Source organism: Undibacterium sp. FW305-107, from assembly GCF_058788535.1.
In genome coordinates this window covers 52,631-76,703 of sequence record NZ_JBYTAV010000011.1, presented here as the reverse complement: position 1 = coordinate 76,703, position 24,073 = coordinate 52,631, and the positions used below count along the sequence as shown (strand labels likewise).

The following is a 24,073-nucleotide window of genomic DNA, read 5'->3' as shown; positions in this document are numbered from 1 at the left end:
ACGGTCCGCTAATTTTTATTGAAACCCAGTGCCCTCACTAGTTTACCAGCAGTTGCCATGATCAAGGAGGGTTCCTCTTCAGTATAGTCGTTGCGCACGGGAGTAGCTTGCACTTGCTGTACCCTGCGCACGGTATTGCTGGCATTATCCAGCTTGAAGGCAGACACCGCCCTGGCCAGATTATTGGCTTGTTCTTCCATACTTTCTGCTGCTGCTGCTGCCTGTTCTACCAGCGCTGCATTTTGTTGTGTCATTTCATCCATCTGGTTGATGGCACGGTTGACTTCTTCTATGCCTGAACTTTGTTCCTGGCCAGCAGCCGTGATTTCAGACATGATTTCTGCCACATGTTTCACGGAGCTGACGATTTCATTCATGGTCTTGCCAGCGGCATCGACGAGCTTGCCACCGGTATCGACTTTTTCTACAGAATCACCGATCAGGGTCTTGATCTCTTTCGCAGCACTGGCACTGCGTTGTGCCAGATTGCGCACTTCTGAGGCCACCACGGCAAAGCCGCGGCCCTGTTCACCGGCGCGCGCTGCTTCCACCGCCGCATTCAGAGCCAGGATATTGGTCTGGAAGGCAATACCGTCGATGACGCTGATGATATCGACAATCTTGCGTGAGCTTTCCTTGATGGAGTTCATGGTGTGGACAACCTTGCCGACTTCTTCACCACCCTTGATGGCGAAGTTGGAAGCAGAGGTGACCAGGCCATTGGCCTGTCTGGCATTGTCGGCATTATGTCTGACCGTTGCCGTGATTTCTTCCATGGAGCTGGCGGTTTCTTCCAGCGCACCAGCCTGGGTTTCTGTGCGGGAAGACAAGTCAGAATTACCGCTAGAAATTTCTACTGCCGCAATCGCGATGGCGTCTGTACCCTGCCTGACTTCGCTGACGATATTGTGCAGGTTATCGCTCATCTCTTTGAGGGCATTCAGCAACTCGCTGATCTCGTCTGTGCCGTCAGCCGCTTCACGGAAGGTCAGCTCACCGGCAGCAACGCGCTTGGCAATTGAGACTGCATCCCGCAAAGGTGTGGTGATACTGCGCGTCAGGAAGATGGAAAAGCCTGCACCAAATAATAAGATCACTGCACCAATGGCGAACAGGGTGAAGGTCAGTTGCTTGCCCTTGCTTTCTGCCGTGGCAGACAATTCAGAAGCAGCCTTGTTTTGAATCTCGACCAGTTTGTTGATTTCCAATATGGCTTTTTGTTGCAATGGGTCAACTTGTGTGGCGATCAGCTTCACAGCTTCTTCACCATTGAAGGCCAGCAACATTTTCATGGCTTCCTTGATGGGAAAATCAATTTGCTTGTCCAGGTCGGATACCGCATCGATAATCTTTTTTTCCTCTGCGCTCAGACCCAGGGCAATGAGTTTTTCCCTTGCTTCAGCAAAGCGGGCTTGCTGCTTTTTGGAGATGACATTTTGTTTGTCACTTTCGCCCAGGTCAGTCTGCAAACCTATATTGCGTATGGCTATGCCACTTTCCAGCATGCTGCTTTTCATGGTGGCAGCAAGTTCGCTTTTGCTATGGGAGAGTTCCAGACCTGCAACCATTTCCTTGCGGTTACTGGCACTGAAGATGCTGTCGATGATGAGTATGAGTACCAGGGTCGCCAGTATCACACCAAAGCCCACAGCGAGTCGGGTACCTATGCGCAAGTGACGCAAATTCATAGTGAATCTCCCTTAAAGAAGCTCAGTTACTACGAGGTCGTGCTTACATAAAATCTTTGCCTGGTATTGCTTGCTCTGACTTTTCCGCTTGCATGACAACATGCAAGCCGCATGCCAACGTTATCCGTATTTATCATGCGACGCTTGGTTTTTGTCGCTCCAGGCAATCATGTGAATGACGTACAAGATTTCAGATCAGCCCCTGAGAAAAAATATTTTTCATAAAACAACATATCAGAATTCGGGGAAGAGAAAATCTGGTATCTCATACCGGTCTTGGAATAAGCTACGGTGCAGTCTACCTTGCCGGTACGATATACCTTTGTATCCATACTATGCCAAAATTGCTTTGCCGCAAAGCATGTATGGCACATGTTTTTGTTAAATTCTATTGATTGAGAGCAAGCTTGATGCCCTTATTACTCAGCGTTGTTGTACTTGTGCTGGCGGTCAGTCTGATCTACGTCTGGACGCGCTGGCGTCGGGCAGCGCAGGCGGACTATATTCGCACGTATATGTTTCCACCCGGACTGTTGGAAAGACTACACAAACAGCGTCCTGATCTGAATGTAAAAGACCAGCAACTGGTCGCGCGCGCCTTGCGGCAGTTTTTTCTGGTGTATCTGAAATCGGGTTTCAAACATATTTCCATGCCTTCGCAGGTGGTCGATGACCTCTGGCATGAATTTATACTATATACAAAAAACTACGAGCAATTTTGTAAAAAAGCTTTTGGCCGTTACATGCACCACACACCGGCTGCGGTATTGGGTGCCAGCCAGCGTGGCAATGAGGGTTTGCGCCGCACCTGGTGGTTTGCCTGCCTGGAAGAAAACATCAATCCACGCCGTGCGACACGCTTGCCACTGCTGTTTGCGCTGGATGCCAAATGGAATATTGCTGATGGCTTTCGTTATGAACCCGATTGCAGTGCCTTGCGCAAAAATGGCGATGGCACGGTGTATTGCGGTGGTGATTTCTATGGCGGCAGCGGTGGCAGTAGCGGCAGCGACACATCCTATGATTTTGGTGATACTACCCATCATAGCAGTCACAGCAGCCATGCTGATAGTGGCGGTGGCGATAGTGGGGGTGACAGTTCAGGTTGTAGTGGGGGTTGCGGCGGTGGTTGTGGTGGGGGAGGGGATTAGCGCTGGTTTCTGGTAATTATCCGCCGGTCGGCCTTAGCGCTGCATTGCTGCTTTCCAGCCTGTCCATCAATATTTTCTTTTCGCCATCGTGGAAATTCAAGAATTCCAGGCCGATGCGGAAAGAAAATTGCGAGAGTATGGTGTACACCATCCTGCTCTCGACTTCTATTTTTTGCGCTTGCATGCCTGTGTTCAAGGGCGGCAGCGTCATGACCAGTTTTACTTTGCCGTTAAAAAAGACATTGTAATCACAGAACATGCTGAGACCATTTTCGGAAATATCATTGATCTTGCCGTAATAACTCAGTTTTTTACCGCCGAATTCATGAATCAGGGCAATTTTCCATTTCACCAGGTAGCGGTTATGTGAACGCAAGAGCTGCGTTTTTACGACATTGAATTTGGCCAGCGTATCCGAAATCGCTGCATTTTGAGAGGGGGGCGTATCCTGCACCAGGATGGTATCCCCCAGATCCGGGGTCACAAACGGCGGTGTCAAAGGCCCATCTACAAGCGTCTCATCCTTCAGCAATACAGGTGCTTCTGGCGCTACCGTATCAGCGCCATAAGAGACTTTTCTTTTTCCTGGTAGCTTGTGCATGGCAACATTATATAGAGAAAAACCGCCGCAATAATTTCCATGTGGAAATTATTGCGGCTTTTCATGCTATTTTTTGTATTAATTTTGTAGCTGTTTTTTGCTACTTAAGCACTGACTGTAGCCCGTTTAGCGGGTCTGAATTGCTCGCGATAACTGGCCGGTGACAGGCCCGAATGTTTTTTGAACAGGCGGCGGAATGAACTAGGGTCACTATAACCCGTGCGTTCTGCCACTTGCTCCAGTGTCAGCGTGGTGGTTTCCAGCAGGCGTTTGGCGATATCCATCTTGACTTGCTGGGCATAGCTGGCTGGGGTGGTATCCAGGGTCTGGTGAAAATGCCGTATTACGGTACGTTCACTGACCGCCAGGTGTCCGGCTAGTGCAGGCAGGCGGAAGGGCAGGTGATGATTCAGGCTCAGCCATTTCTGTGCCCGCTGCACCAGGATGTTTTCATGCTGATGGGTATCTTGCTGGGTCAGGCTCAGCATTTGCATATAGGGCATTTGCGAAGTGCGGTTGGCATCGATCAGCAGGGTTTTTGCGACACCGCTGGCTATATCCTGGCCACCAAAGCGCTCCACCAGATGGTAGGCAAGATTCAAAAAGCTGGTGGCGGCACCACTGGTCAGGATGTTTTCATATTCATCCAGCACTTCCGACAGACGCAGGCTGACTTCGGGATAACGGGTCTTGAATGCTCTCTCCAGCCACCAGGTAGTCGTTGCGTGACCACCATCCAGCAAACCGGCTTCAGCCAGCAAGAAGGTGGCGCTGCAATTGGCCGCCAGCACACAGCCCTGCGCATGCCTGGCCCGCAAGATAGGGAATAGTTCACGCATGGCATGCATGCTGCTGGTCAGGCCCGTAATGCCGTTTTCCATATACAGGCCTGGTAATAAAATGATATCGGCGTTGCTGTCGGCCTGTATGCAGGCATCGGCACCCAGGCTGACTTTGGCAGGTGTCATGACAGGCTTGCCATCGATGGAATGGGTGCTCCAGGTGAACAAGGGATCTACTTCATCGACATTCTTGAGCGACCAGATGGCATTGGCGACAGCAAACACATCCAGCGGGCCAGTGACCGCAGATGCCATGCATTGAGGGTAGAGCCAGACTTCGATATGTGCCATTTGTCGTAATCTGCATTAAAAGAGTCAATACTGACACTGTCAGCACTTTCCTGCAATAACTAGAATGTAGCTTAAATTCATAAAGGAAAAATGATGACTTCAGCAGATACACTGAATGAAACCGTGAATAGTACGGTGGCGGCGGAAGAGCAGGCACAACGCCTGAACCAGTTCGGTGCCAAGTTTCTACCCGGCCACCTGGGCATCAACATCCTGACCGTAGAAAAAGGCAAAGTCACGGCAGAATTGCCGGTCTTGCCCCATTTATTGGCACCCAACGGCTATCTGCATGCAGGCAGCGTGGTTACCCTGGCTGATACCGCCTGCGGTTATGGCTGCGTCGCCAGCCTGCCAGAGGGGGCACAGAGTTTTACGACCATAGAACTGAAATCCAATCATCTGGGTACTGCGCGTGCGGGCACCATCAGCGTGCTTGCCACCGCAGTCCATCTGGGCCGCACTACCCAGGTCTGGGATGCCGTAGTCAGTTATGAGGGCAAGACGATTGCCCTGTTCCGTTGTACCCAAATGATTCTATTCCCCCGGAAGGATGCATGATGAGTGATGCAAAGAGTGACGCAACTGCGGTCTTGAAACAATGGCAGGAACAGGAAGCCGCAGTCCGCGCCCGCATGGCTGAACCTGGCGTATTGGGCCTGGACCAATTGAAAGCTGTCAGCGGTATCGATTTTTTACGCGGCATCCTCGAAGGTAAATATCCGGTCGCCCATATAGGCAAGACCCTGGATTTCATCCCGGTAGAAGGTGAGGCTGGCCGTATCGTGTTCCAGGGTACGCCGGGTTTGCAGCACTACAACCCTTTGGGCAGTGTGCATGGCGGTTACTTCTGTACCTTGCTTGATTCTGCCGTTGGCTGTGCCGTGCAATCGATGTTGCCAGCCGGCGTTGGCTATACCACGCTGGAAATCAAGGTAAACCTGATCCGGGCCATGAGCGCCAAGACCGGGCCTGTGCGGGCTGAGGGCAAGGTGATACAGGTGGGCAAGCAGGTAGGTACTGCTGAGGGGCGTATCGTGGATGCGGCGGGGAGGGTTTATGCGCATGCAACGACGACATGTCTGATTTTTCCTTTGCCTTGAGAGAAGGTGGGGTTCTGTCGATGAACGGCAATCATAAGATAAGCGACGAATCTCAGATTCGTCGCTCCTGTGCAGGCAGGAGCCCAGTGGCGTTCGTTGCATTACCGTACTTTGATTAAAACGATTGCCCTCCGTGGACACAAGCCGGGTCTCGGCCCGGCGGCCGAAATTCTTTCTTTGCGTCGCCAAAGAAAGAATTCAAAGAAAGGCGACCCAGGCGTAGCCGCCCCTGCGGGGTTCCCATTTATGCGGTACAAAAAATGGGAAATGCCCGAAACTCGCAACGCTCAAACACGGGCATTTCTTAATCCATTTTCTGCACAGCACAAATGGCGGCTACACATGGGAACGGCGAAAATTCAAAAACAAACCCAACGTCAAAACCAACACCATCACAACCGCATTTAAATTACTTAAAGCTTAGCTATTTCTTCGCCGCTTCCTTCTCCTGCAAGGTCCGCCACATCACTTTCCCCGTCCCTGATTTCGGCAAGCTATCCACAAACTCGACAAACTTGGGCACTTTGTAAGCGGCCATTTTTTCATGTGCCCAGGTCATGATGTCTTCGGCAGTCACATCGCTGCCAGGTTTTTTGACGACCACGGCTTTGACGGTTTCGCCGCGGTAGGCGTCGTGGGCGGCGATGATGCAGCATTCCTGGATGGCGGGGTGCTGGTACATCATGGATTCGACTTCGGCGGGCCAGACTTTAAAGCCGCTGGCGTTGATCATGCGTTTCAGGCGGTCGGTGAAGAAGAAGAAGCCTTCCGGGTCCATGTAACCAAGGTCGCCGGAACGGAAGAATTTTTTGCCGTCGAGTTCGGCGAAAGAGTCGGCGGTTTTTTGCGGGTCGTTCCAGTAACCCTGGAAGACTTGTGGGCCATGTATCCAGATTTCGCCAGTTTCGCCCTGTTTAACTTCTTGCAGGGTGGTCGGGTCAACGATGCGTGAATCGACATTGAAATAGGGCACGCCCAGGCATTGCTGCTTCATGCGTTGTGCCGGATTGACATGGGATGCGGCCATGGTTTCTGACAAGCCATAACCCTCCATATAGACTTGCCCAGACAAGTCCAGCAGCTTTTGGGCAATCGCAGCGGGCATGGCTGCGCCACCTCCGGATACCCTGGTCAGCCTGGAAATATCATATTCAGCCAGACGTGGGTTGGACAGGAAATCGATCATCATCGATGGCACCAGCGTCCAGTTACTGACCGCATAGCGGGTGATGAGCTGTCCTGCCGCATCCCTGTCCCAGCGCGGCAGGATGACCAGAGTGCCGCCACAGTAAATCATGCTGTTCATCACCGATTGCATGCCAGTCACATGAAAGAATGGCAGCACTGCCAAAGACACATGATTGGCAACTATATTGCCCGACCAGGTGGGGCTGGCAACCGTATTGAAAATGACGGAGCGATGGGTATGGATGCAGCCCTTGGGTTTGCCTGTCGTGCCCGAGGTATAAGGCATACAGGCCAGGTCGTCCGGGCCTGCCGCATGGGCATGCGGCTGGTATCCGGCCTCTATTGCCGTTCGCCAACTATGGACGCCAGCCTGATCTGGCACCTGGCGTTCTGCCTTTACAAAGTCAGGGATGACCAGGTTGGTGGCCGCTGTTAAATGATCGGAGTAAGTGGCTACTATCGCATTTTGCAATATGCTATGGCCTACTAATGGCTGCAGGCGCGAAAAAATTTCCTGGGAGACCAGGGCTGTTTTGGCACCGCTGTCGGCGATGTAATGGCTAAGTTCATCCGTCATCAACATGGGATTGACAGGGACGACCATGGCATCAGCCCGCAAAATGGCATAAAAACCGATGATGAACTGTGGACAGTTTTGCATGTTAAGCAAGACACGGTCACCTTTTTGTACACCGCAAACCTCTTGCAGATAGCCAGCCAGCGCCAGCACTTCTTCGTGCAGTTGGCGATAGGTGATGACCGTGTCATAAAAGATGATCGCAGCCTTGTCCGGGTAGCGCAGGGCTGATACCTGCAAATTCGTATACACGCTGGCTTCTGGCGTGATCAGATGATGCGGCAAGCCTTGCGGCCAGTGGGCGTAGTGCAAAGTGTTCATAGGCTGTCTCCGTTATGTTCGGTTTTTTTATTAGAGTGCCATACCTAATTCTTTTTTGCACGGTCGTTCGCAAAATAATGATGTTTATCGGAAACTTGAAACATTTTGTCAACACTTAGCTTAAAGGTATTGCAAACGGCAGCATGAAGCTACAATGTTAAGCATTCCCCTATTCAGCAAGACATCGGAGTCAGCGTGTTTCAGCAAATCAAAACAGCCCTAATCGTTTTATCCAGCCTGGCCATGGTGGCTTGTGGCGGAGGTGGCGGTGGTACCGCGGGTACAGGTGGCGGCACGACGGCCAACCCCATGGCGATTGCGGTTCCCGATGCCTTGACAGTGACCAGTGGTGCGCCCCTGAGCTTTAATGGTCAGGCCAGCAGTACCGTCGGTGTCATCACGAATATGTACTGGCAGGTAGAGAACCTGACCCTGTCAGCCAACCCGCTGGCAGCAGTGACGAATGCAGATTGCAAGATCATCAGCAAGAGCAGTACAGGTGCTGATGCCAGCTGTGTCCTGCAAGTCACCCCGCCGGCTTTGTTGACGGCGGACTATACCTATAAATTGACCCTCAATGCTGTTGACGTTAAAGGCAATACCATCAAGGCGTCCACCACTTTGCTGGTGAAACAGGAGGCATCCACGACTGCCAATCCAATAGCCAAAGTCAGCGGCACCACTAATGCCACATCGGGTGACAAAGTCAGCCTGAGTTGTACCGGCAGTGGTGGTACACCGGCAGCTACGGGTGAACCTTATTCCTATCAATGGGTGGTCAGCGATGCAGCCGGTACTACCATTACCCTGGCACCGGCGGATACTGCCGCCACCAGTTTTACCGCGCCTGTAGTGACAGCATCTACGGCCTTAAAAGTGCAATGCCGTGTCACTGATGACAAGCAAAAAGTAGGTACGGCAACCCAGACCGTGACAGTGACACCTATCATCAAGCCGACAGTCGTGCCTATCTCTTACAGCGGAGGTGTGGTTGCGGCAGGTTCTACCATCACTCTTGATGGCAGCAAGTCGGTCAAATACGATGCCAACGGCAAGGTCGACAGCAGCACACCTATTTATTATTACTGGAAGCAAAAATCCGGTCCTTCGGTAGAAATTTTCAATGCTTTCAGCAGTGTGGCCAGTGCCGCCCTGCCCAAGTTTGTCGATGTGCGTACACCTTTTGTATTTACCCTCAATGCCTCAAATTCCGTCATCCAGCCTGGCGGTTTTTCGCTGGATCCTATCGTCCAGATGGATGTGGTGTTTTATGTAGACCCCTTGCCACCTATTTCGCTGGTGTCGTATACCCCGGTACAAGTAGTGCTGACCAATAGTGCCGTTACCCTGAAAGTCGATGCGCCGTCGAATACCAGCAATATCATCTACTACAGCTGGACGCAGATTGCCGGTACTACCGTTGCCATCGCCGGTGCAGGTACCAGCAATGCCGGATTTATTTCGCCTGGCACACCGGGGACATTGATTTTCCGCGCTACTGGTAGTTATCAACCGATTACCGTGGCTAATCCTGGCACGGCTTCCATTGATGTCATCGTCACGGTACAGGCACCAGCCGTAGTGAAATAACAGCGTGAAGTAAGAGCTTGAAATAAGAGCTTGAAATAAGCAGGCAGCTAAAAAAAAGCCCCGCATCGTAAAGATAGCGGGGCTTTTTATTGGGGCTTGTCTGATATTACGATTCGCGGGCAATGATCTTACGCCTGCCCAGTTTGCGCTGGCGTGTCAGGGTCTTGGTGGCGACAAAAATCTCGCGCATGAAATAAATGAAGCTGCCTATCAGGGAAAACACCCCGCCCACAAACAGGGTGGCAATCAGCTTGTCGAGATTCAGGCTGGTGGCATCGCCCATGAACAAGGTAGCAATCACCAGACAGATCAGCAAACCACAGGATGTGCTGAGGGTGATGGCGCGGTTGATCAGGTGTGAGCGTTCATATAGTTCGTGCAATTCTTCTTCCACGCCAGGAGGGCTGACGGGTGGGCTATTCTCGCCATGCAGCAAGTCTTCCACGACCCTTGAGCGATCTATGATACGGGCCAGGCGGCTGGTCAGGACCGAGAGTGTGGTACCCACGCCGGTCAGCAGGAAGACCGGGGCAATCGAGAGTTGTATGATGTGGCTGACATCGCTTAGTTGTAGATTAATCATGTGCAAGTCCTCAGGTTTTCCCCGGATTTTACAGGGACGAGGGCTTGCCCGGGCAGATGGAGCGCAGACTTTTTTGAGCAGCCTTGCTGACAGCAACAGGTTTTTGTCATGCAGGCAGGGCTTAAGGAAGGATTACCCCACTGGCATGCAGCGGGGCTGGTCCAGGATACAGGCGAGGGTACTAACTCCTGCCATTCAAACCACGTCAAGCCGTTTGCAAAGGCAGCGTCAGGCGAACTTCCAGGCCACCTTCAGGCAGATTGCTCAATTGCAGCTGGCCGCCGTGTTGCTGGGCGATATTCTGGGCTATCGTCAGACCCAGACCAGTGCCGCCAGACTCTCTGGAGCGCGAGGTTTCCATGCGAAAAAATGGCTCAAACACCTTGCTTTGAAATTCAGGCGGTATGCCATGGCCGCCGTCGCGTATCAACACATGCAATACATCCTTGGCGGCATCCTTGCCAGCCACCAGGCTGACTGTGGCGTATTGACCATATTTGACGGCATTGTCGATCAGATTGGTCAGGCAACGGCGCAGGGCTTGTGGCCTGGCCATGACAGTCAGGCCGGGCTTACCTTGAAAGCTGACGTTTTGCCCGGCATCCGCGGCGTCGGCGCATACGCTATCAAGCAGCGAATCCAGGTCCAGCGGTTTCAGGGCTTCATTGCTGTCCATGCTGCGCGCCAGATCCAGGCCTTCGCGTATCATCATTTGCATGCCTGACAAATCTTCTATGAGTTTGTCGCGCAATTCTTCATCCCTGACTTTTTCCAGACGCAGACGCAGGCGCGTCAACGGGGTTTGCAAGTCATGGGTGATGGCTGCCAGCATATGGGTGCGCTGGGCGATATGCTGGCGTATCCGTGCTTGCATGGCATTGAAGGCACGCGTTGCCTGCAAGATTTCAGTCGCCCCTTTTTCTGGCAAAGGAGGGCGGTTAATGTCTTGCCCCAGGGCCGTGGCTGCCTTTGCCATTTGCTGCAAGGGCCGCATGGTCATACGCGCGATCAGGAATGCCAGAACGGCAATACTGGCTAAAAACAGGAACAGGTATTGCAAGAAATCCGGGCGCAGTGGTGGGGCAGGATTACGTGGCGGTAATACCGTCAGGCGCAGGGCGGTACCGTCATGCAGGGTGATGCCCAGTGCTTCACAGGGCAGGCGGTTGGTTTGTATGTTCTGCGGGTTGCGCGGGCAGGATGCCGGATCTTGCGCCAGTGACATGACGCGAAAGGTCTTGCCCAGTCTTTCGCTGACAGCGGCTGCATACTCAGAACGTGGTGCCTGGTCAGTCGTCTCGGCGGGCAGGGTGGCTACTTTCAAGCCCAGGCGTGGTGCAGTTGCCAAAAACTTTTCACGGTTTTCTGCCGGCAGGGCATCCAGTGCCAGCACCAGTTGTTCAGCCCGTTCAACTGCGTGTGAATCTCTGTATTGCGATATGGTTTTTTGTCTTTCGCCAAAAGCCAGCGACCAGGTCAGTACCGTCGAAGCGATTACTCCCAGCAGAAGGATGGCAAATACCCTGCCCCACATCGACGATAAGATTTTCATGCGTCCTGCTCCACGACGACGGTAACGGCCAGTACATAACCGCCATTCCTGACGGTTTTGATGATTTGCGGTGAACGCGCATCTTCGCGCAGTTTTTGGCGCAAGCGGCTGATCTGGATATCGATGGAACGGTCAAACGGGTCGGCATCGCGGCCATGTGTCATGTTCAGCAACTGATCACGGTTCAGCACGCGGTTAGGATGTTCCAGGAAGATATTCAACATGCGGAACTCGGCGCCAGACAATGACACTACCATGCCATCCGGGCTGATCAAGTGGCGTGCCGTCAAATCCAGTGTCCAGCCAGCAAATTTAAGTTTTTGCAGGGCTTCGCCAGAATGCGTATTGACATTGGTCTGGGTACGGCGCAAAACACTGCGTATGCGCGCCAGTAGTTCGCGTGGCTCGAAGGGTTTGGGCAGGTAATCATCTGCACCCATTTCCAGGCCCAGGATACGGTCCAGCGGTTCGCCGCGCGCAGTCAACATGATGACAGGCAAAGTTGATTTGCTGCGCAAGGTACGGCAAAGCGTCAGGCCATCATCGCCAGGCAAATTCAAATCCAGCACCACCAGGTCAACCTGGTGGTTTTGCAGGGCTGTCCACATGGCATTGCCTTCAGCAGCCGTGACTGTGCTGTAGCCATTATTGTCGAGATAATCAGCCAGCAAATTGCGGATGTCGCGGTCATCATCAACGATGAGAATTTTATTTGGTGTGTCCATGTTCTTCATTATGAGCCCGATCCAGTAGATAAAAACCCTGATTTTGTATCGTCTTGTTATGATAAACCGTAACATACCACCTTATCATTCTTGACTGTTACACGTCGATACAAAGCGAGAGCAGACGGACATTTCGACGTTACAAGCTTGCTGCAAGATACATCACATGTCTGAGACAGCAATGCAGGACTTGATGCAAGTCCAGAAAGCGATCAGCCAGCTTAACTCACCATTTTGTGGAATGTATTTTTGTAAAATGTATATTGCGGATGTGTGAGCTTGTTCTACTGTTCAGAAAGAGAAAAAATATGAAAACCTTACACAAAAAATTCTGCATGGCTCTGGCAGCAATCAGTCTGGGTATTGCCGCCAGTGCAGGCAGCGCCCTGGCACAATCTTCTGCACCGCCGTCTGCTTCTGCACATGCTGGCCATGGTCAGCCGCATGGCGACCCCGCCAAGTGGGCAGAAAAGATGAAAGAGCGCATGGCTAAACACCAGGCCGAACTGCATGACAAATTGAAAATTACAGCTGCACAAGAACCAGCCTGGAAGACCTTCATTGATGCCATGAATCCAGGCGCCATGCCAGTCCGTCCTGACCGCAAGGAAATGGAAAAATTGACGACACCAGAACGCATGGAAAAAGGTCTGGAAAAAATGAAGGAGCATCTGGCAAGAATGCAAACGCGCCTGGCTTCCCTGAAAACTTTCTATGCCGTGTTAACACCTGAGCAGCAAAAGATTTTTGATGACAGCCACCGACGCATGGCATCGCATATGCGTGAACGCATGGGCAAGCAGATGGGTGAGCATGGTCCTGGTATGCAAAAGAGCGGTGATCGTCCCCCGATGACAGACAAGAAGTAAGCTGTCAAATTATCAGAACTTGCAGTATGCCGGTTCTGATAATAAAAGTAAGTGTAGAAAAGCGTAGAAGGCTGTTGCGAGATGGGGAATTTACTCCCCCATTTTGTGACAGCCTTTTATTTTCTGAGATTGATCCAGGAGACAAGATTCTCTTCCAGCATGGGGCGGCCTATGTAAAAGCCCTGGCCCTCATGACAACCCATGGCTGCCAGCGTCTTCCAGTGGGTTTCATGTTCTACCCCTTCGGCGATCACCTGCAAGCCAAGTTTTTTACCGAGTTGCGTAATCAGCTCGGCTATCCGCGGCCCCTCAGGCGTATCGATTTGATTGACGAAAGCGCGGTCTATTTTCAGCCTGTCTACCGGTAATTTATCAAGGTAGCTGAGTGAAGAAAAACCGGTGCCGAAATCATCGATGGCAATTTTTACGCCCATTTGTTTTAACTTGGCGAGCTTGCTTTCAAACAGGGCCGCGCTGGTCATGGTGACAGACTCTGTAATTTCCAGCTCCAGATTTTCTGGCAGTAATCCTGTTTCTTTCAGCGCTGATTCGACGACTTCGATAAAGTCATCCTGGCGGAATTGCACGACCGAGACATTGACACCCATGCGTTGTGGCGCGATGCCCGCTTTTTGTAATCTGACCATCATGAAACAGGCAGTGCGTAATACCCAGGCACCCAGGCTGATGATGAGACCGGAATATTCTGCCAGCGGGATAAAGTCATTTGGTGGTATTAGCACACCATCATCATTACGCCAGCGTATCAGTGCTTCCAGTCCAGTAAATTGACCGCTCTCCAGATCGATTTGTGGCTGGTACATGAGGAACAGGCGCTCGGCATCAAAGGCTTTGTGCAAATGCTGCATGAGCGTAGCGCGCTCGCGTATCTCTATGCCCATGGAGCGGGTAAATAAGGTGCAACTGCCACGCTGATGTATCTTGGTGCGCTTGAGGGCGATACTGGCGTCTTTCAGCGGTTCGGCACCGTCACCTACGTAACCTTCCAGTGCCACCATGCCTATCGACATGGACACCGCATGGGCAGTTTCTTCTATCGTGTATGACTCGACAAACATCAGTCTCAGGGTTTCTGGCTCGAGTAATTCCTTGCTGCCCAGCAGACCGAATACATCACCGGAAATACGGGCCAGGAAGACGTGAGCGCCCAGTTTTTCACGCAGCCTGTCTGCGACTGCTTTCAGGATCAGGTCGCCGTAATGATGGCCGAGCACATCATTGATTTCAGCAAAATCGTCAATGTCTATCAATGCCACCATTTGCCCGGTCTGTTCACTTGCCAGGGTAGTGCTGATCTGTTCTATGAACTTCAGGCGGTTAGGCAGTTTCAACAACTGATCACGATAAGCATGGTTCTTGAGTTGATTGACCAGGCTCAGATTATCAAGACAGACGCCGAGGTTGGAGCAAAATACTTCCAGCAAATGCTGGTTGATTTCCGACAGCGAAAACGGCAAGTCGATGAAGGCAGCCAGAGGCCGGTTGCCACGGCCAGAGAAATACAGGGTCATGCTGTGATCAGTGAACAGAGATTCACGTCTGGTCAGCACATGTCTTAAGGCATCGCGCACGCGACTGCTGTGGATATCATCAATCGGGCAATTCATCAGGTTGCTGTAATGCCCGGCAGAGGCGATGACATTGAAAGTCTCGGGGATTTCTTCATCCAGCTCATTGAGCTCGCCCTGGGCGCACAACAAACCTTCTGGCGGTACGCCACACAAGGCGGCGATCTGGGTAATTACACCGCTGGCAAAAGATTGTATCCCATGGTCGAAAGTGAAGGCAGCGCTGGAACTGATGATCTGGTGCAGGCCACGCCGGCTGGCATCGATGGTGCGTATCTGTTCATACGAGCGCACTGCTGCCGTCAGTGAAGTCAGCAATTTCTTGCGTGTCAGCTCATTCTTGGTTTTATAGTCGTTGATGTCATAGTCGCGTATCGCTTCTTCTTCCGGTGCATAACCGGGTTGGCCGGTGCGAAGGATGATACGGGTATCGGTCCAGCCCAGTTCATCGCGGATGAAGCTGACCAGCTCCAGTCCCGCATGCTCGGTTTCCATGACCACATCCAGCAAGACTACGGCGATATCGCTTTCACTTGCGAATACTTTGCGGGTCTCATTTTTGGAGTAAGTGTGGATAAATTCCAGAGGACGGTTCAGTATCTGCACATACTGCAGCGCAAAGCAGGTGGTGCGGTGTACATCTTCATCATCATCGACGATGGCGATTTTCCAGCTGCGTCCTGTTTGCTGAGTGGCGGCTTCTTCTTCCGCATCCTCAACCAGGAACAGCTCATCATCATCGTCTTGTTCGTTCGACATGCCTTCTCCGGGTAGAAAAGCCTGCTAATTGATGCAACAAGTATAGTTTAAGTTTTGGCGTCGGACGCAGGCATGGCTCACCGACTTTGTGACTTAAGGTGAAATATATTAGTCAAAACTGACGCCTTCCTTGCAAATCTAATTTTCATGCAAAGCGGCGGGCGGCATCCAGACCAAGACCTGATCCTATGCTGCCAAAAAGATCACCTTCGACCTTGGTTGCGGTCGGGACTATGCTGGCGATTTGCTGGCGCAAGCCACGTACGCCACTGGAACCACCGGTGAAAAACACGGTATCGACCTGTTCCGGTTTCAGGTTTGCCATGTTCAGTACGGTGTTGACGGTGTCACCGATATTGCTGGTCAGGTGGGCGATGGAGGCTTGCAAGCCATCCTGGTCCAGTGCCAGATGGCAGGCAGGTGCAGGCTGTTTGCTGCGCAAACGTTCCAGTGGCAAGTCGATGGTGTGCTGATCTGACAATAAGATCTTGGCTTCTTCAGACTTGATGGCCAGCCAGTGGCCATCGCGTTCTTCTACCAGGTTCAGCAGACGTTCAAAGCGCAGGCGTAATTCGGCAGTATTGATATCACGATAAACTTCCTGCAATTCACGCCAGACTTTTTGGGTATACGTCAGGTTGATCGTGTGCCAGGTCGCCAGGTTGAAATAATAACTGGATGGCACTTCGATCTGGCTGCCCAGACGGCCACCTAGTCCGAGCAGGGGCATGACGTGGTTCAGGCTCAGGTATTTATCAAAGTCGGTGCCGCCGATATGTACACCGCCATTGGCGAGGATATCGTCTTTCCTGTCTATCCTGTGGGCACGTTCCGGTGCCAGGCGCACCAGTGAAAAATCTGAAGTACCACCGCCTATATCGGCGATCAGTACAAGTTCTTCCTTGGTGATGCGTGATTCATAATCAAAGGCGGCGGCAATGGGTTCATACTGGAACTGCACTTCCTTGAAGCCGGCAGCGCGGGCGATTTCTTCCAGGGTATCTTGCGCCAGCTTGTCGGCCTTGCTGTCATCATCAATGAAATGCACAGGGCGGCCCATGACAGCCTGGGTAAAGTTGCAGCCTGCAGATTTTTCTGCGCGCACTTTGAGTTCACGGATAAATTGCGCCAGCAAATGGCGGAAGGGGACGGACTTGCCCTGTACTTCGGTCTGGCCATCCATCAGGCTGGTACCCAGCAAACTCTTCATCGAGCGCATCAGGCGGCCTTCATAACCCGCCAGGTAATTGCCCAGAGCAGCCCGGCCATAAGTGACCTGGTCATCCTCGACATCGAAAAATACCACCGATGGCAGCGTGACTTTGCCCTCTTCCAGCGCTAACAGCGCAGGCTGGCCCGGCCTGTGCCAGCCAACAGTTGAATTCGAGGTGCCAAAATCTACTCCACAAGCGTGCGACATGAAAATCCTGATAAAAACGGGTAAGCCAGCAGCTTTGGGTGAACTGCTGTTGACGATAATGCGTTATAAATGAGTTAAGACGTGATACGGAAGAAGCTTAGTGATAACTACGATGATTTGTTGGTTTCCGCACTATCGAGCTTAACTACCAGCAACTGATCAATGCGATAGTGATCAATATCGACGACTTCGAACTTATAAGACCCCAGCATCACAAAATCAGTGCGTTTGGGTATCCGTTTCAGCATCGTCATCATGAAACCGGCAATGGTCTCATAGCTTCCCTGCTCAGGCAAGCCATCTATGTCGAGGGCACGACAGACATCCTCGATTGTTGTCGCACCGTCAATGAGCCAGGAATTGGCATCACGCTGGACGATCTGGTCTTCCAGGAAAGGATGAACCAGGTTGCCCATCAGGGTACTCAGCACATCATTGAGTGTAATCACGCCTACTACCAGCGCATATTCATTGAAGATGACGGCAAAGTCTTCGCGCGTGCCCTTGAATTGTTCCAGCATTTCAGACAGGGTCAGAGAATCAGGCACCGCCAGGGCAGTGCGTATCGATAATTCCTGCACCTTGGTGAAAGCCTGGTTGGTCAGTACCCGTTTCAAGATATCCTTGGATTCGACATAACCAACCACGTTGTCGATATTGCCATCACAGACCAGGAACTTGGTATGCGGATGCTCGGCGATCTTCTGGCGTATCACTACATCGGTGTCTTGCAGGGTGAAGTAGACGATGCTGTCGCGCTGCGACATGGCCGATGGCACAGTGCGGCTTTCCAGCTCGAACACATTGCCTATCATGTGATGTTCGCTTTCCAGCACTACCCCGGCTTCAGCCCCGGCATCAAACATCGCATAGATTTCATCAGACGTGATTTGCTCATTGCGTGTCGTTGGTAAATTGAACAGCCGCAGGAGCAGGTTGGCCAGGCCATTGAAGACCCAGACCAGAGGTTTGAACAGGCGCACGCACAAGAGTATGGGGCTGACCACCAGCATGGCCACGGTTTCTGGCGAGATCATGGCGATCTTCTTGGGCATCAGGTCAGCAAACAAAATGAAAATCGAGGTCACGAACAAAAAGGAGGTGACAAAGCTGACGGTTTCCACCCAACTGGTCATCCCGAAAACAGCGACCAGGGCTTTCAGGATATATGGCGTCAAAGCCTGTTCACCCAGAATACCGCCAAGTATGGCAACTGCATTCAGGGCGATTTGTACGACCGTGAAAAAATGCCCCGGCTCTTGTTGCAGTGCCAGCACCTTGCCCGCACGCTGCTCGCCCTCTGCATGCAGTATCTGCAATTTGACCTTGCGCGCAGCCGCCAGCGAAATCTCTGACATGGAAAAAAATGCGCTGATGGCGACCAGCAAGGCAATGATGAGAAAGTGATCAAACAAAGCCATATTGGCTCCCGTGCAAATGTACTTGACGGTAATCATATACTATTGTGCTTTGTATATTTCGCTTAAAGGTTGTCATTCATGACAAGTTCCGAACAGGCCGATGTCGTTAAAGCACTGCCGACCAATGTACGTTTTGTATTGATCACCGTATTCCTCGACATACTGGGCATAGGTCTCATCATCCCGGTCTTGCCACGGCTGGTGGCCAGTTATACTTTGCAGGCCGATAGTCAGGCTTACTGGTACGGCGCGATTGTCGCCATCTATGGGGTCATGCAATTTATATTTGCCCCGATGATAGGGGCGCTCAGTGACCGCTATGGCCGTCGTCCGGTCTTGTTGATATGTGTATTCGGCCTGGGCTTGAATTTCCTGTTACTGACCCAGGTGACGACTATTTACTGGATGTTGCTGGTGCGCGCCATCGGTGGTGTCACCGCAGGTAATCTGTCAGTCGCGAATGCTTATATTGCGGACGTATCGAGTCCGGAAAACCGCGCCAAGGCCCTGGGCAAGATAGGTGCCATGTTTGGCCTGGGATTTATATGCGGCCCGGTTATTGGTGGCATGCTGGGTGAGGCGCATATCCACTATCCGTTTTATCTGGCGGCGGCTGTGGCGCTGGGAAATGTGGTGTACGGTTATTTCACCTTGCCAGAATCACTGCCTGCCGATCACCGCAAGGCATTTCATATTTCCGCCGCCAATCCCTTTGCGGGTTTGCGCGGTCTCGCTCATTTGCGTGGCGTCGGTGCGCTGGTGTGGGTGTATGCACTGACCATGTTTGCACAATTTACCTTGCAGACTACCTGGGTGTTATCGACAGAATTGCGCTTTGGCTGGACGCCCATGCAAAATGGTTTTTCACTGTTCATGGTTGGTGTTTCCAGCGTGCTCATGCAGGGTGTTTTTCTGGGGTCTTATATCAAGCGGGTTGGCGATGCGAATGCAGTCCTGATCGGCCTGGCTTCATCGACCGTGGCACTCAGCTGTTATGGCCTGGCCAATCAGGGTTGGATGATGTATGTACTGATCCTGTGTAATGTGCTGGCTTTTGCCGCCGGGCCTGCCTTGCAGGGTTTCTTCTCGCGTGCTGTGGATGCGCGCTCGCAAGGCCTTGCCATGGGTTCTTTGACTGCGTTGGCCAGTATCATGAGTGTGTTTGCCACACTGATAGGGACGTCGATAGTCGGGCAAGTCAGTCATTTTCCCAAGGGCAGTGTTTTGCTGGGCGCACCTTTTTTCCTGGCGGCGACCATACAGTTAATGGCCTTGACTCTGGCACTGCGGCATTTGAAAAAATAGCTGAAGCCGGAATGCAAAAAGCGGACCTTGAGTCCGCTTTCTGTTTTACCTGCAGCCAGCTTCAACGCACTGCTGTATGCATGGATGCAGTGTCCATCAAGAGTTCCGGGTCTTCTGCTTCTTCCACCGTTTCATTATTCAAACGTCTTTGCATCTTGACGGTATCCACGTCATTACCCCATTTGGCAACCACCACAGTGGCGACACCGTTGCCGATCAGGTTGGTCAAGGCGCGTGCTTCTGACATGAAACGATCTATACCAAGTATCAAGGCCAGACCAGCGACTGGTACACCACCAACTGCTGACAGTGTCGCTGCCAGCACGATGAAGCCGCTACCTGTGATACCTGCCGCGCCCTTGGATGTCAGCAGCAAGACTGCCAGCAAAGTGATTTGCTGCATCAAAGTCATCGGTGTATCCGTGGCCTGGGCAATGAATACCGCAGCCATGGTCAGGTAGATGGAAGTGCCATCGAGATTGAAAGAGTAACCGGTAGGGATCACCAGACCAACCACGGATTTTTTTACACCCAGGTTTTCCAGCTTGGCCATCATGCGTGGCAATACTGATTCTGAAGAAGAAGTACCAAGTACGATGAGTAATTCTTCCTTGATGTACTTGATGAATTTCCAGATACTGAAACCATGTACTTTGGCAATTGCACCGAGAACGACGAAGATGAAAATCAGACAGGTTGCATAGAAAGTCGCCATCAGGAAACCGAGCTGCACCAGCGAACCGACACCGTACTTACCTATCGTGAAAGCCATCGCACCAAAGGCACCGATAGGAGCAACTTTCATGATGTAGCCAACGATGACAAACAGCACGTGGGAGAATTTTTCTACCAGATCAAATACCAGCGTGCCGCGACCACCAAAACGATGCAGGGCAAAACCAAAGAAGATGGAGATCAGCAAGACCTGCAGTATCTCACCCTTGGCAAAAGCATCGGTGAAAGTAGTAGGGATGATGGCCATCAGGAACTCAGTCGTGGTCTGCATTTTGCCAGGTCCGGCAAAGGCGGCGATGCCCTTGGTATCGAGTGTATGCACATCGATATGCATACCTACACCAGGTTGCACGACGTTGACGATGATGAGGCCGATGATCAGTGCTAGGGTGCTGACAACTTCAAAATACAGCAGTGCCATGCCGCCGGTCTTGCCGACTTTTTTCATGTCTTCCATACCGGCGATACCAACTACGACGGTACAGAAAATAATCGGCGCAATCATCATCTTGATGAGCTTGATGAAACCGTCGCCGAGAGGCTTCATGGCCGCACCGGATTCGGGATAAAAATGGCCAAGACATACGCCCAGAACGATGGCCGTGATGACTTGAAAATACAGGGATTTGTAGAAGGCTTGAGCTTTCATCCTGGGTCTCCATTGGATGGTAGAAAGTCTCGCCTGAATGAAATCATCATGGCGAGCACGTTGCGGAATATTTTTCTCCGTCAGTGCAGCCATTATGGAAAATGCGCGGAGCAGCCACAATTGTGGCTTTCCACAGTGCCTAATTTTTATGCAGGGTTTTATGCCGCAATATGTTGCCTTGATGCGGAAGAATGCGTCGCCTGATGTTGAATGATGCGGCCCAGCAAACGCATCGCATCATCCAGATCCTGGGTATATGGCATGCCGCAATTGATACGCAAAAAATGATCAAAACGATTTGAATTGGAGTACATCAAGCCCGGCGAAACCAGGATGCTCTCCTCTAGCGCAGCATCAAAAACAGCGCGGGAAGAAGTGCCGGTCGGCATCTCTACCCACAGCGAAACTCCACCGGCTGGCATGGTCACGCGCGTGCCTTCGGGAAAATATGTGGCAATCGCTTCTGCCATTTTTTCTCTTTGCACAGCGAGGCTGCTACGTAGTTTCCGCAGGTGCCTGTCGTAAGCCGACGACAATAAAAAAGTTGCCGTGACTATCTGTGACAATTCTTCGTTATAACGTGTGTGTGCGTACTTCAGCATGTTGACCCGCTCTTGCCAGCGACCTGCCAGTATCCAGCCCACGCGCATGCCGGGCGCAAGAATTTTATGTACTGATGCGCAGTAAATCACGTTGCCGCTGTGGTCCCATTGCTTGAGTGCAGTCGGTATCTTGTCACCATCGGCGAGGGCGCTGTAAGAGTCATCTTCTATCAGCGGTACGCCTTGCGCTTCACACAGCGCTACCAGTTTTTGCTTGTGCTGGTCAGGCATCATGCTGCCCAAAGGATTCTGCAGATGTGGCACCACCACGACCGCCTTGATATTGTCATAGGTGCGCATCGCCAGTTCCAGCGCTTCGACGGAAATGCCGGTACTCGGGCTGGTGGGTATTTCCAGCGCCTTCATGCCCAGGCTTTCCAGCACTTGCAAGAGGCCGTAAAAAGTCGGCGATTCTACTGCGATGACATCACCCGCTTGCGCGACGGCACGCAAGGCCAGGTTCAAGGCCTCGATACAGCCATTGGTGATGATGACCTGGTCGGCGGATGTGCTGATGCCCGAATCGAGCGCGCGCTTGGCCAATGCCGCTTTCAGTTCGCGATTACCACCCGGCGATATCGCCTTGGTCAGCAATTCAGGATAACGGCGCAAAGTGCTCACGGTCAGGCTGCGCAATTGCTGGTGCGGGTACAGGGCGGGGCCACCGGTTGCGCGTGCCAGATTGCATTTCACCTGGCGCTGGCCCTGGGCGATGATTTCTGACACCAGTTCATGGATGCCGACAAACTGCGCGGGGTCGATGATCTTGCCTATGGTTGGTTCCTGTGCCGGTATCAGGCGCACCCGCCGCGGTTGCCGCACAAAATAGCCTGAGCGCGGGCGCGCCTCCAGCCAACCCTCGGTTTCCAGTTGGCGACATAACTGCAAGGCGGTGGACAAGCTGACGCCATGCACCTGCATGAGTTTTCGTACAGAAGGCATACGGTCACCCAGCTTCAGCGTGCCGCAGCGTATGGCATTCAGATAATGGTCGGCCAGTTGCCTGTAGAGAGGTAAGGTTTGCATAGCTTGATAATGTAAGGCTGCTCATGGGCCTGCACGGATACAGTTCAGGGCTAGCGATACAATAACAGATTCTGAATTTTCTGTCTGATACGATACAGATAGGCTTTCTCTGTGTCTGTGCGGAAAGTCTGACAAGTCTTATCCTCTTAGCCATTCACCGCCTTGAGGAGCGTTTCATGGATACCCACACAATCAAAACAGGCCAGCGTCTGCAGGTGCTGTTAATGGCCGATAGCAAACTGCATCTGCATACAGGCCGCTTACATATCCTGGCTGCACCGCAATTTCTGGAAGGCGTGGCCTGGCAAGTCGATACTGTGCTCAGCAGCGGTGCGCTGTTCACGGCTGAACGTGATGGCTGGGTAGAATTGCAGGCAATCGAGGCAAGCGAAATATTGGTACAGCAAGCCGAGCCTGTCAGCTGGTGGCAGGCCTTGCAGCAGCGCTGGCATGGGAGACCGGCAAGGGCATATGGTCAGGGTGGGTCGGTTTAAGCTGTCAGGTGCTTATCCCGGGAATGCTCCCGGGGCGTGGAAATTCACGGGAAAAATTCCTTCAGCAAAAAGCTTTCCAGCTCTGCTGAATCTTCTATCCGCGCTGACTTGACCATGACGCGGCCCAGGCGTCTGGATTCCCAGTTGAAGTCGCCCTTGTATTCCATGCGTATGATTTCTATCATGCGGCGTACTACGGCCAGGCGTACATCGCCACCCAGACCGGCATCGACTTCAAAAGACTGCTTGCCGCCAGAAGCCACTATGCGGGTGTTCCAGCCACGGAAAGTGAAGCTGGCTACCCTTGTGCCTACCGTCCCCAGTTCAAACACGCCGCTGCCACCACCACGGTTGGCAGCTTGCTGCATGCTGCGTTTGACATTGGCTTCGGCCACTTCCTGCGGCGTCATGCCGCGGCCTGCCTGACGCGCACCGTCATTTTCCTGGGCGGCTGCCTGTTCTGCAGCACGGCGGCGTTCACGCGCAGCATTGGCCATGGCCATCATGTCCATTTCTGGTGGCGTCTCTTTGGCTTGCGGCGGTGGTGGCTGCGCTATCGGTGAATCCGTGACTGGCGGTGGAGGTGTCTTGGGCCGGGTAATTGCGTTTTTTGACGGCGGTACACGTACTGGTTTTGATTCGGTTTTTTGCTTTTGCGGTGCAGTTGCCTGTTTGGGCGCTTTGGCTACCTTGTCCATCAGCAAGACGATGGGCTCACTTGAGCCACCCTTGTCCAGCTTCTTCTTGATCACATTCATGTGTAGCAAGAAGTACAGCAACAGTCCGTGAACCAGCAAAGCCAGCAAGATGCCGAACATATTCGCAGGGCGAAACCGGATATGCAAATGAATTTCGCCCGGCAGGGCAACTTCATCATCAGGCGCTTCTATGCTCAACTTCATGGACTATATGAACCGGTGTGCAGAATTTCAAGGTGGCAAGCATACCTCAAACTATGTCTCTCCCTGTAACAAAGATTGTCTGGGGGCGAATCT

Annotated in this window: 20 protein-coding genes and 1 pseudogene; 7 read left to right on the top strand and 14 right to left on the bottom strand. The window is 52.3% G+C overall.

Annotated features, from left to right (window positions below; translation table 11 throughout):
- Positions 1–8: 8 nt before the first annotated feature.
- Positions 9–1,688 carry a methyl-accepting chemotaxis protein gene (locus tag AC3WQT_RS23050; protein ID WP_492707467.1) on the bottom strand — a complete coding sequence of 560 codons (1,680 nt, stop codon included), beginning with the start codon at positions 1,686–1,688 and terminating at the stop codon, positions 9–11.
- Between the two features lie 410 nt (positions 1,689–2,098).
- Here AC3WQT_RS23050 and AC3WQT_RS23045 point away from each other — a divergent pair, with 410 nt between their 5' ends.
- Positions 2,099–2,839, top strand: coding sequence for a glycine-rich domain-containing protein (locus AC3WQT_RS23045; RefSeq protein WP_492707466.1), 741 nt, complete (start codon positions 2,099–2,101; stop codon positions 2,837–2,839).
- Between the two features lie 16 nt (positions 2,840–2,855).
- On the opposite strand, the gene AC3WQT_RS23040 is transcribed toward AC3WQT_RS23045, so the two are convergent.
- The 3 genes and pseudogenes from AC3WQT_RS23040 to AC3WQT_RS23030 all read right to left on the bottom strand — a co-directional run.
- The gene (locus AC3WQT_RS23040; RefSeq protein ID WP_492707464.1) at positions 2,856–3,440 is read right to left on the bottom strand and encodes a PilZ domain-containing protein; all 585 of its coding nucleotides are present in this window, start codon (positions 3,438–3,440) and stop codon (positions 2,856–2,858) included.
- A gap of 104 nt (positions 3,441–3,544) precedes the next feature.
- Positions 3,545–3,928: a helix-turn-helix domain-containing protein gene (locus AC3WQT_RS23035; protein WP_492707721.1), complete on the bottom strand. Its 384-nt coding sequence runs from the start codon at positions 3,926–3,928 to the stop codon at positions 3,545–3,547.
- A gap of 147 nt (positions 3,929–4,075) precedes the next feature.
- A pseudogene (locus AC3WQT_RS23030) lies at positions 4,076–4,408 on the bottom strand (type 1 glutamine amidotransferase family protein); the annotation flags it as partial.
- A gap of 255 nt (positions 4,409–4,663) precedes the next feature.
- On the opposite strand from AC3WQT_RS23030, the gene AC3WQT_RS23025 reads away from it, so the two are divergent.
- Together AC3WQT_RS23025 and AC3WQT_RS23020 are read left to right on the top strand one after the other, a co-directional pair.
- Entirely contained in the window at positions 4,664–5,131 is a 468-nt protein-coding gene (locus tag AC3WQT_RS23025) for a PaaI family thioesterase (RefSeq protein WP_492707462.1), read from the top strand.
- Complete coding sequence (locus AC3WQT_RS23020; RefSeq protein WP_492707460.1) at positions 5,128–5,673, top strand: PaaI family thioesterase; 546 nt, start codon at positions 5,128–5,130, stop codon at positions 5,671–5,673. Before AC3WQT_RS23025 ends, AC3WQT_RS23020 begins: the two co-directional genes overlap by 4 nt.
- A 424-nt stretch (positions 5,674–6,097) precedes the next feature.
- Here the strand turns inward: AC3WQT_RS23020 and AC3WQT_RS23015 are convergent, their stop codons facing one another.
- The gene (locus AC3WQT_RS23015) at positions 6,098–7,759 is read right to left on the bottom strand and encodes a long-chain fatty acid--CoA ligase (RefSeq protein WP_492707458.1); all 1,662 of its coding nucleotides are present in this window, start codon (positions 7,757–7,759) and stop codon (positions 6,098–6,100) included.
- Positions 7,760–7,954: 195 nt separating this feature from the next.
- On the opposite strand from AC3WQT_RS23015, the gene AC3WQT_RS23010 reads away from it, so the two are divergent.
- Positions 7,955–9,349, top strand: a complete 1,395-nt coding sequence (locus AC3WQT_RS23010) for a hypothetical protein (RefSeq protein WP_492707456.1) — start codon at positions 7,955–7,957, stop codon at positions 9,347–9,349.
- A gap of 106 nt (positions 9,350–9,455) precedes the next feature.
- Here AC3WQT_RS23010 and AC3WQT_RS23005 read toward each other — a convergent pair whose 3' ends face one another.
- The 3 genes from AC3WQT_RS23005 to AC3WQT_RS22995 form a co-directional block, all read right to left on the bottom strand.
- Positions 9,456–9,929 carry a DUF2721 domain-containing protein gene (locus AC3WQT_RS23005; RefSeq protein WP_492707720.1) on the bottom strand — a complete coding sequence of 158 codons (474 nt, stop codon included), beginning with the start codon at positions 9,927–9,929 and terminating at the stop codon, positions 9,456–9,458.
- Between the two features lie 208 nt (positions 9,930–10,137).
- Positions 10,138–11,484: an ATP-binding protein gene (locus tag AC3WQT_RS23000; protein WP_492707454.1), complete on the bottom strand. Its 1,347-nt coding sequence runs from the start codon at positions 11,482–11,484 to the stop codon at positions 10,138–10,140.
- Positions 11,481–12,209, bottom strand: a complete 729-nt coding sequence (locus AC3WQT_RS22995) for a response regulator (protein ID WP_492707452.1) — start codon at positions 12,207–12,209, stop codon at positions 11,481–11,483. Before AC3WQT_RS22995 ends, AC3WQT_RS23000 begins: the two co-directional genes overlap by 4 nt.
- A 308-nt stretch (positions 12,210–12,517) precedes the next feature.
- Here AC3WQT_RS22995 and AC3WQT_RS22990 point away from each other — a divergent pair, with 308 nt between their 5' ends.
- Positions 12,518–13,078 (top strand): Spy/CpxP family protein refolding chaperone, encoded by a 561-nt coding sequence (locus AC3WQT_RS22990; protein WP_492707450.1) that lies wholly within the window; start codon positions 12,518–12,520, stop codon positions 13,076–13,078.
- 116 nt (positions 13,079–13,194) lie between these two features.
- Here AC3WQT_RS22990 and AC3WQT_RS22985 read toward each other — a convergent pair whose 3' ends face one another.
- The 3 genes from AC3WQT_RS22985 to paeA form a co-directional block, all read right to left on the bottom strand.
- Complete coding sequence (locus AC3WQT_RS22985; protein WP_492707449.1) at positions 13,195–15,426, bottom strand: bifunctional diguanylate cyclase/phosphodiesterase; 2,232 nt, start codon at positions 15,424–15,426, stop codon at positions 13,195–13,197.
- 145 nt (positions 15,427–15,571) lie between these two features.
- Positions 15,572–16,846 (bottom strand): Hsp70 family protein, encoded by a 1,275-nt coding sequence (locus tag AC3WQT_RS22980; RefSeq protein WP_492707447.1) that lies wholly within the window; start codon positions 16,844–16,846, stop codon positions 15,572–15,574.
- A gap of 107 nt (positions 16,847–16,953) precedes the next feature.
- On the bottom strand, positions 16,954–18,267 hold the full coding sequence (paeA, locus tag AC3WQT_RS22975) for a polyamine export protein PaeA (RefSeq protein WP_492707445.1): 1,314 nt from the start codon (positions 18,265–18,267) through the stop codon (positions 16,954–16,956).
- 78 nt (positions 18,268–18,345) lie between these two features.
- On the opposite strand from paeA, the gene AC3WQT_RS22970 reads away from it, so the two are divergent.
- On the top strand, positions 18,346–19,572 hold the full coding sequence (locus tag AC3WQT_RS22970) for an MFS transporter (RefSeq protein WP_492707443.1): 1,227 nt from the start codon (positions 18,346–18,348) through the stop codon (positions 19,570–19,572).
- Between the two features lie 61 nt (positions 19,573–19,633).
- Here AC3WQT_RS22970 and AC3WQT_RS22965 read toward each other — a convergent pair whose 3' ends face one another.
- On the bottom strand, positions 19,634–20,956 hold the full coding sequence (locus AC3WQT_RS22965) for a dicarboxylate/amino acid:cation symporter (RefSeq protein WP_492707441.1): 1,323 nt from the start codon (positions 20,954–20,956) through the stop codon (positions 19,634–19,636).
- A gap of 158 nt (positions 20,957–21,114) precedes the next feature.
- Positions 21,115–22,584 carry an aminotransferase-like domain-containing protein gene (locus AC3WQT_RS22960; protein WP_492707439.1) on the bottom strand — a complete coding sequence of 490 codons (1,470 nt, stop codon included), beginning with the start codon at positions 22,582–22,584 and terminating at the stop codon, positions 21,115–21,117.
- A gap of 176 nt (positions 22,585–22,760) precedes the next feature.
- Here AC3WQT_RS22960 and AC3WQT_RS22955 point away from each other — a divergent pair, with 176 nt between their 5' ends.
- Positions 22,761–23,078 (top strand): hypothetical protein, encoded by a 318-nt coding sequence (locus AC3WQT_RS22955; protein ID WP_492707437.1) that lies wholly within the window; start codon positions 22,761–22,763, stop codon positions 23,076–23,078.
- A 44-nt stretch (positions 23,079–23,122) separates the two neighbouring features.
- Here the strand turns inward: AC3WQT_RS22955 and AC3WQT_RS22950 are convergent, their stop codons facing one another.
- Positions 23,123–23,980 carry a hypothetical protein gene (locus AC3WQT_RS22950; RefSeq protein ID WP_492707435.1) on the bottom strand — a complete coding sequence of 286 codons (858 nt, stop codon included), beginning with the start codon at positions 23,978–23,980 and terminating at the stop codon, positions 23,123–23,125.
- Positions 23,981–24,073 lie beyond the last annotated feature (93 nt).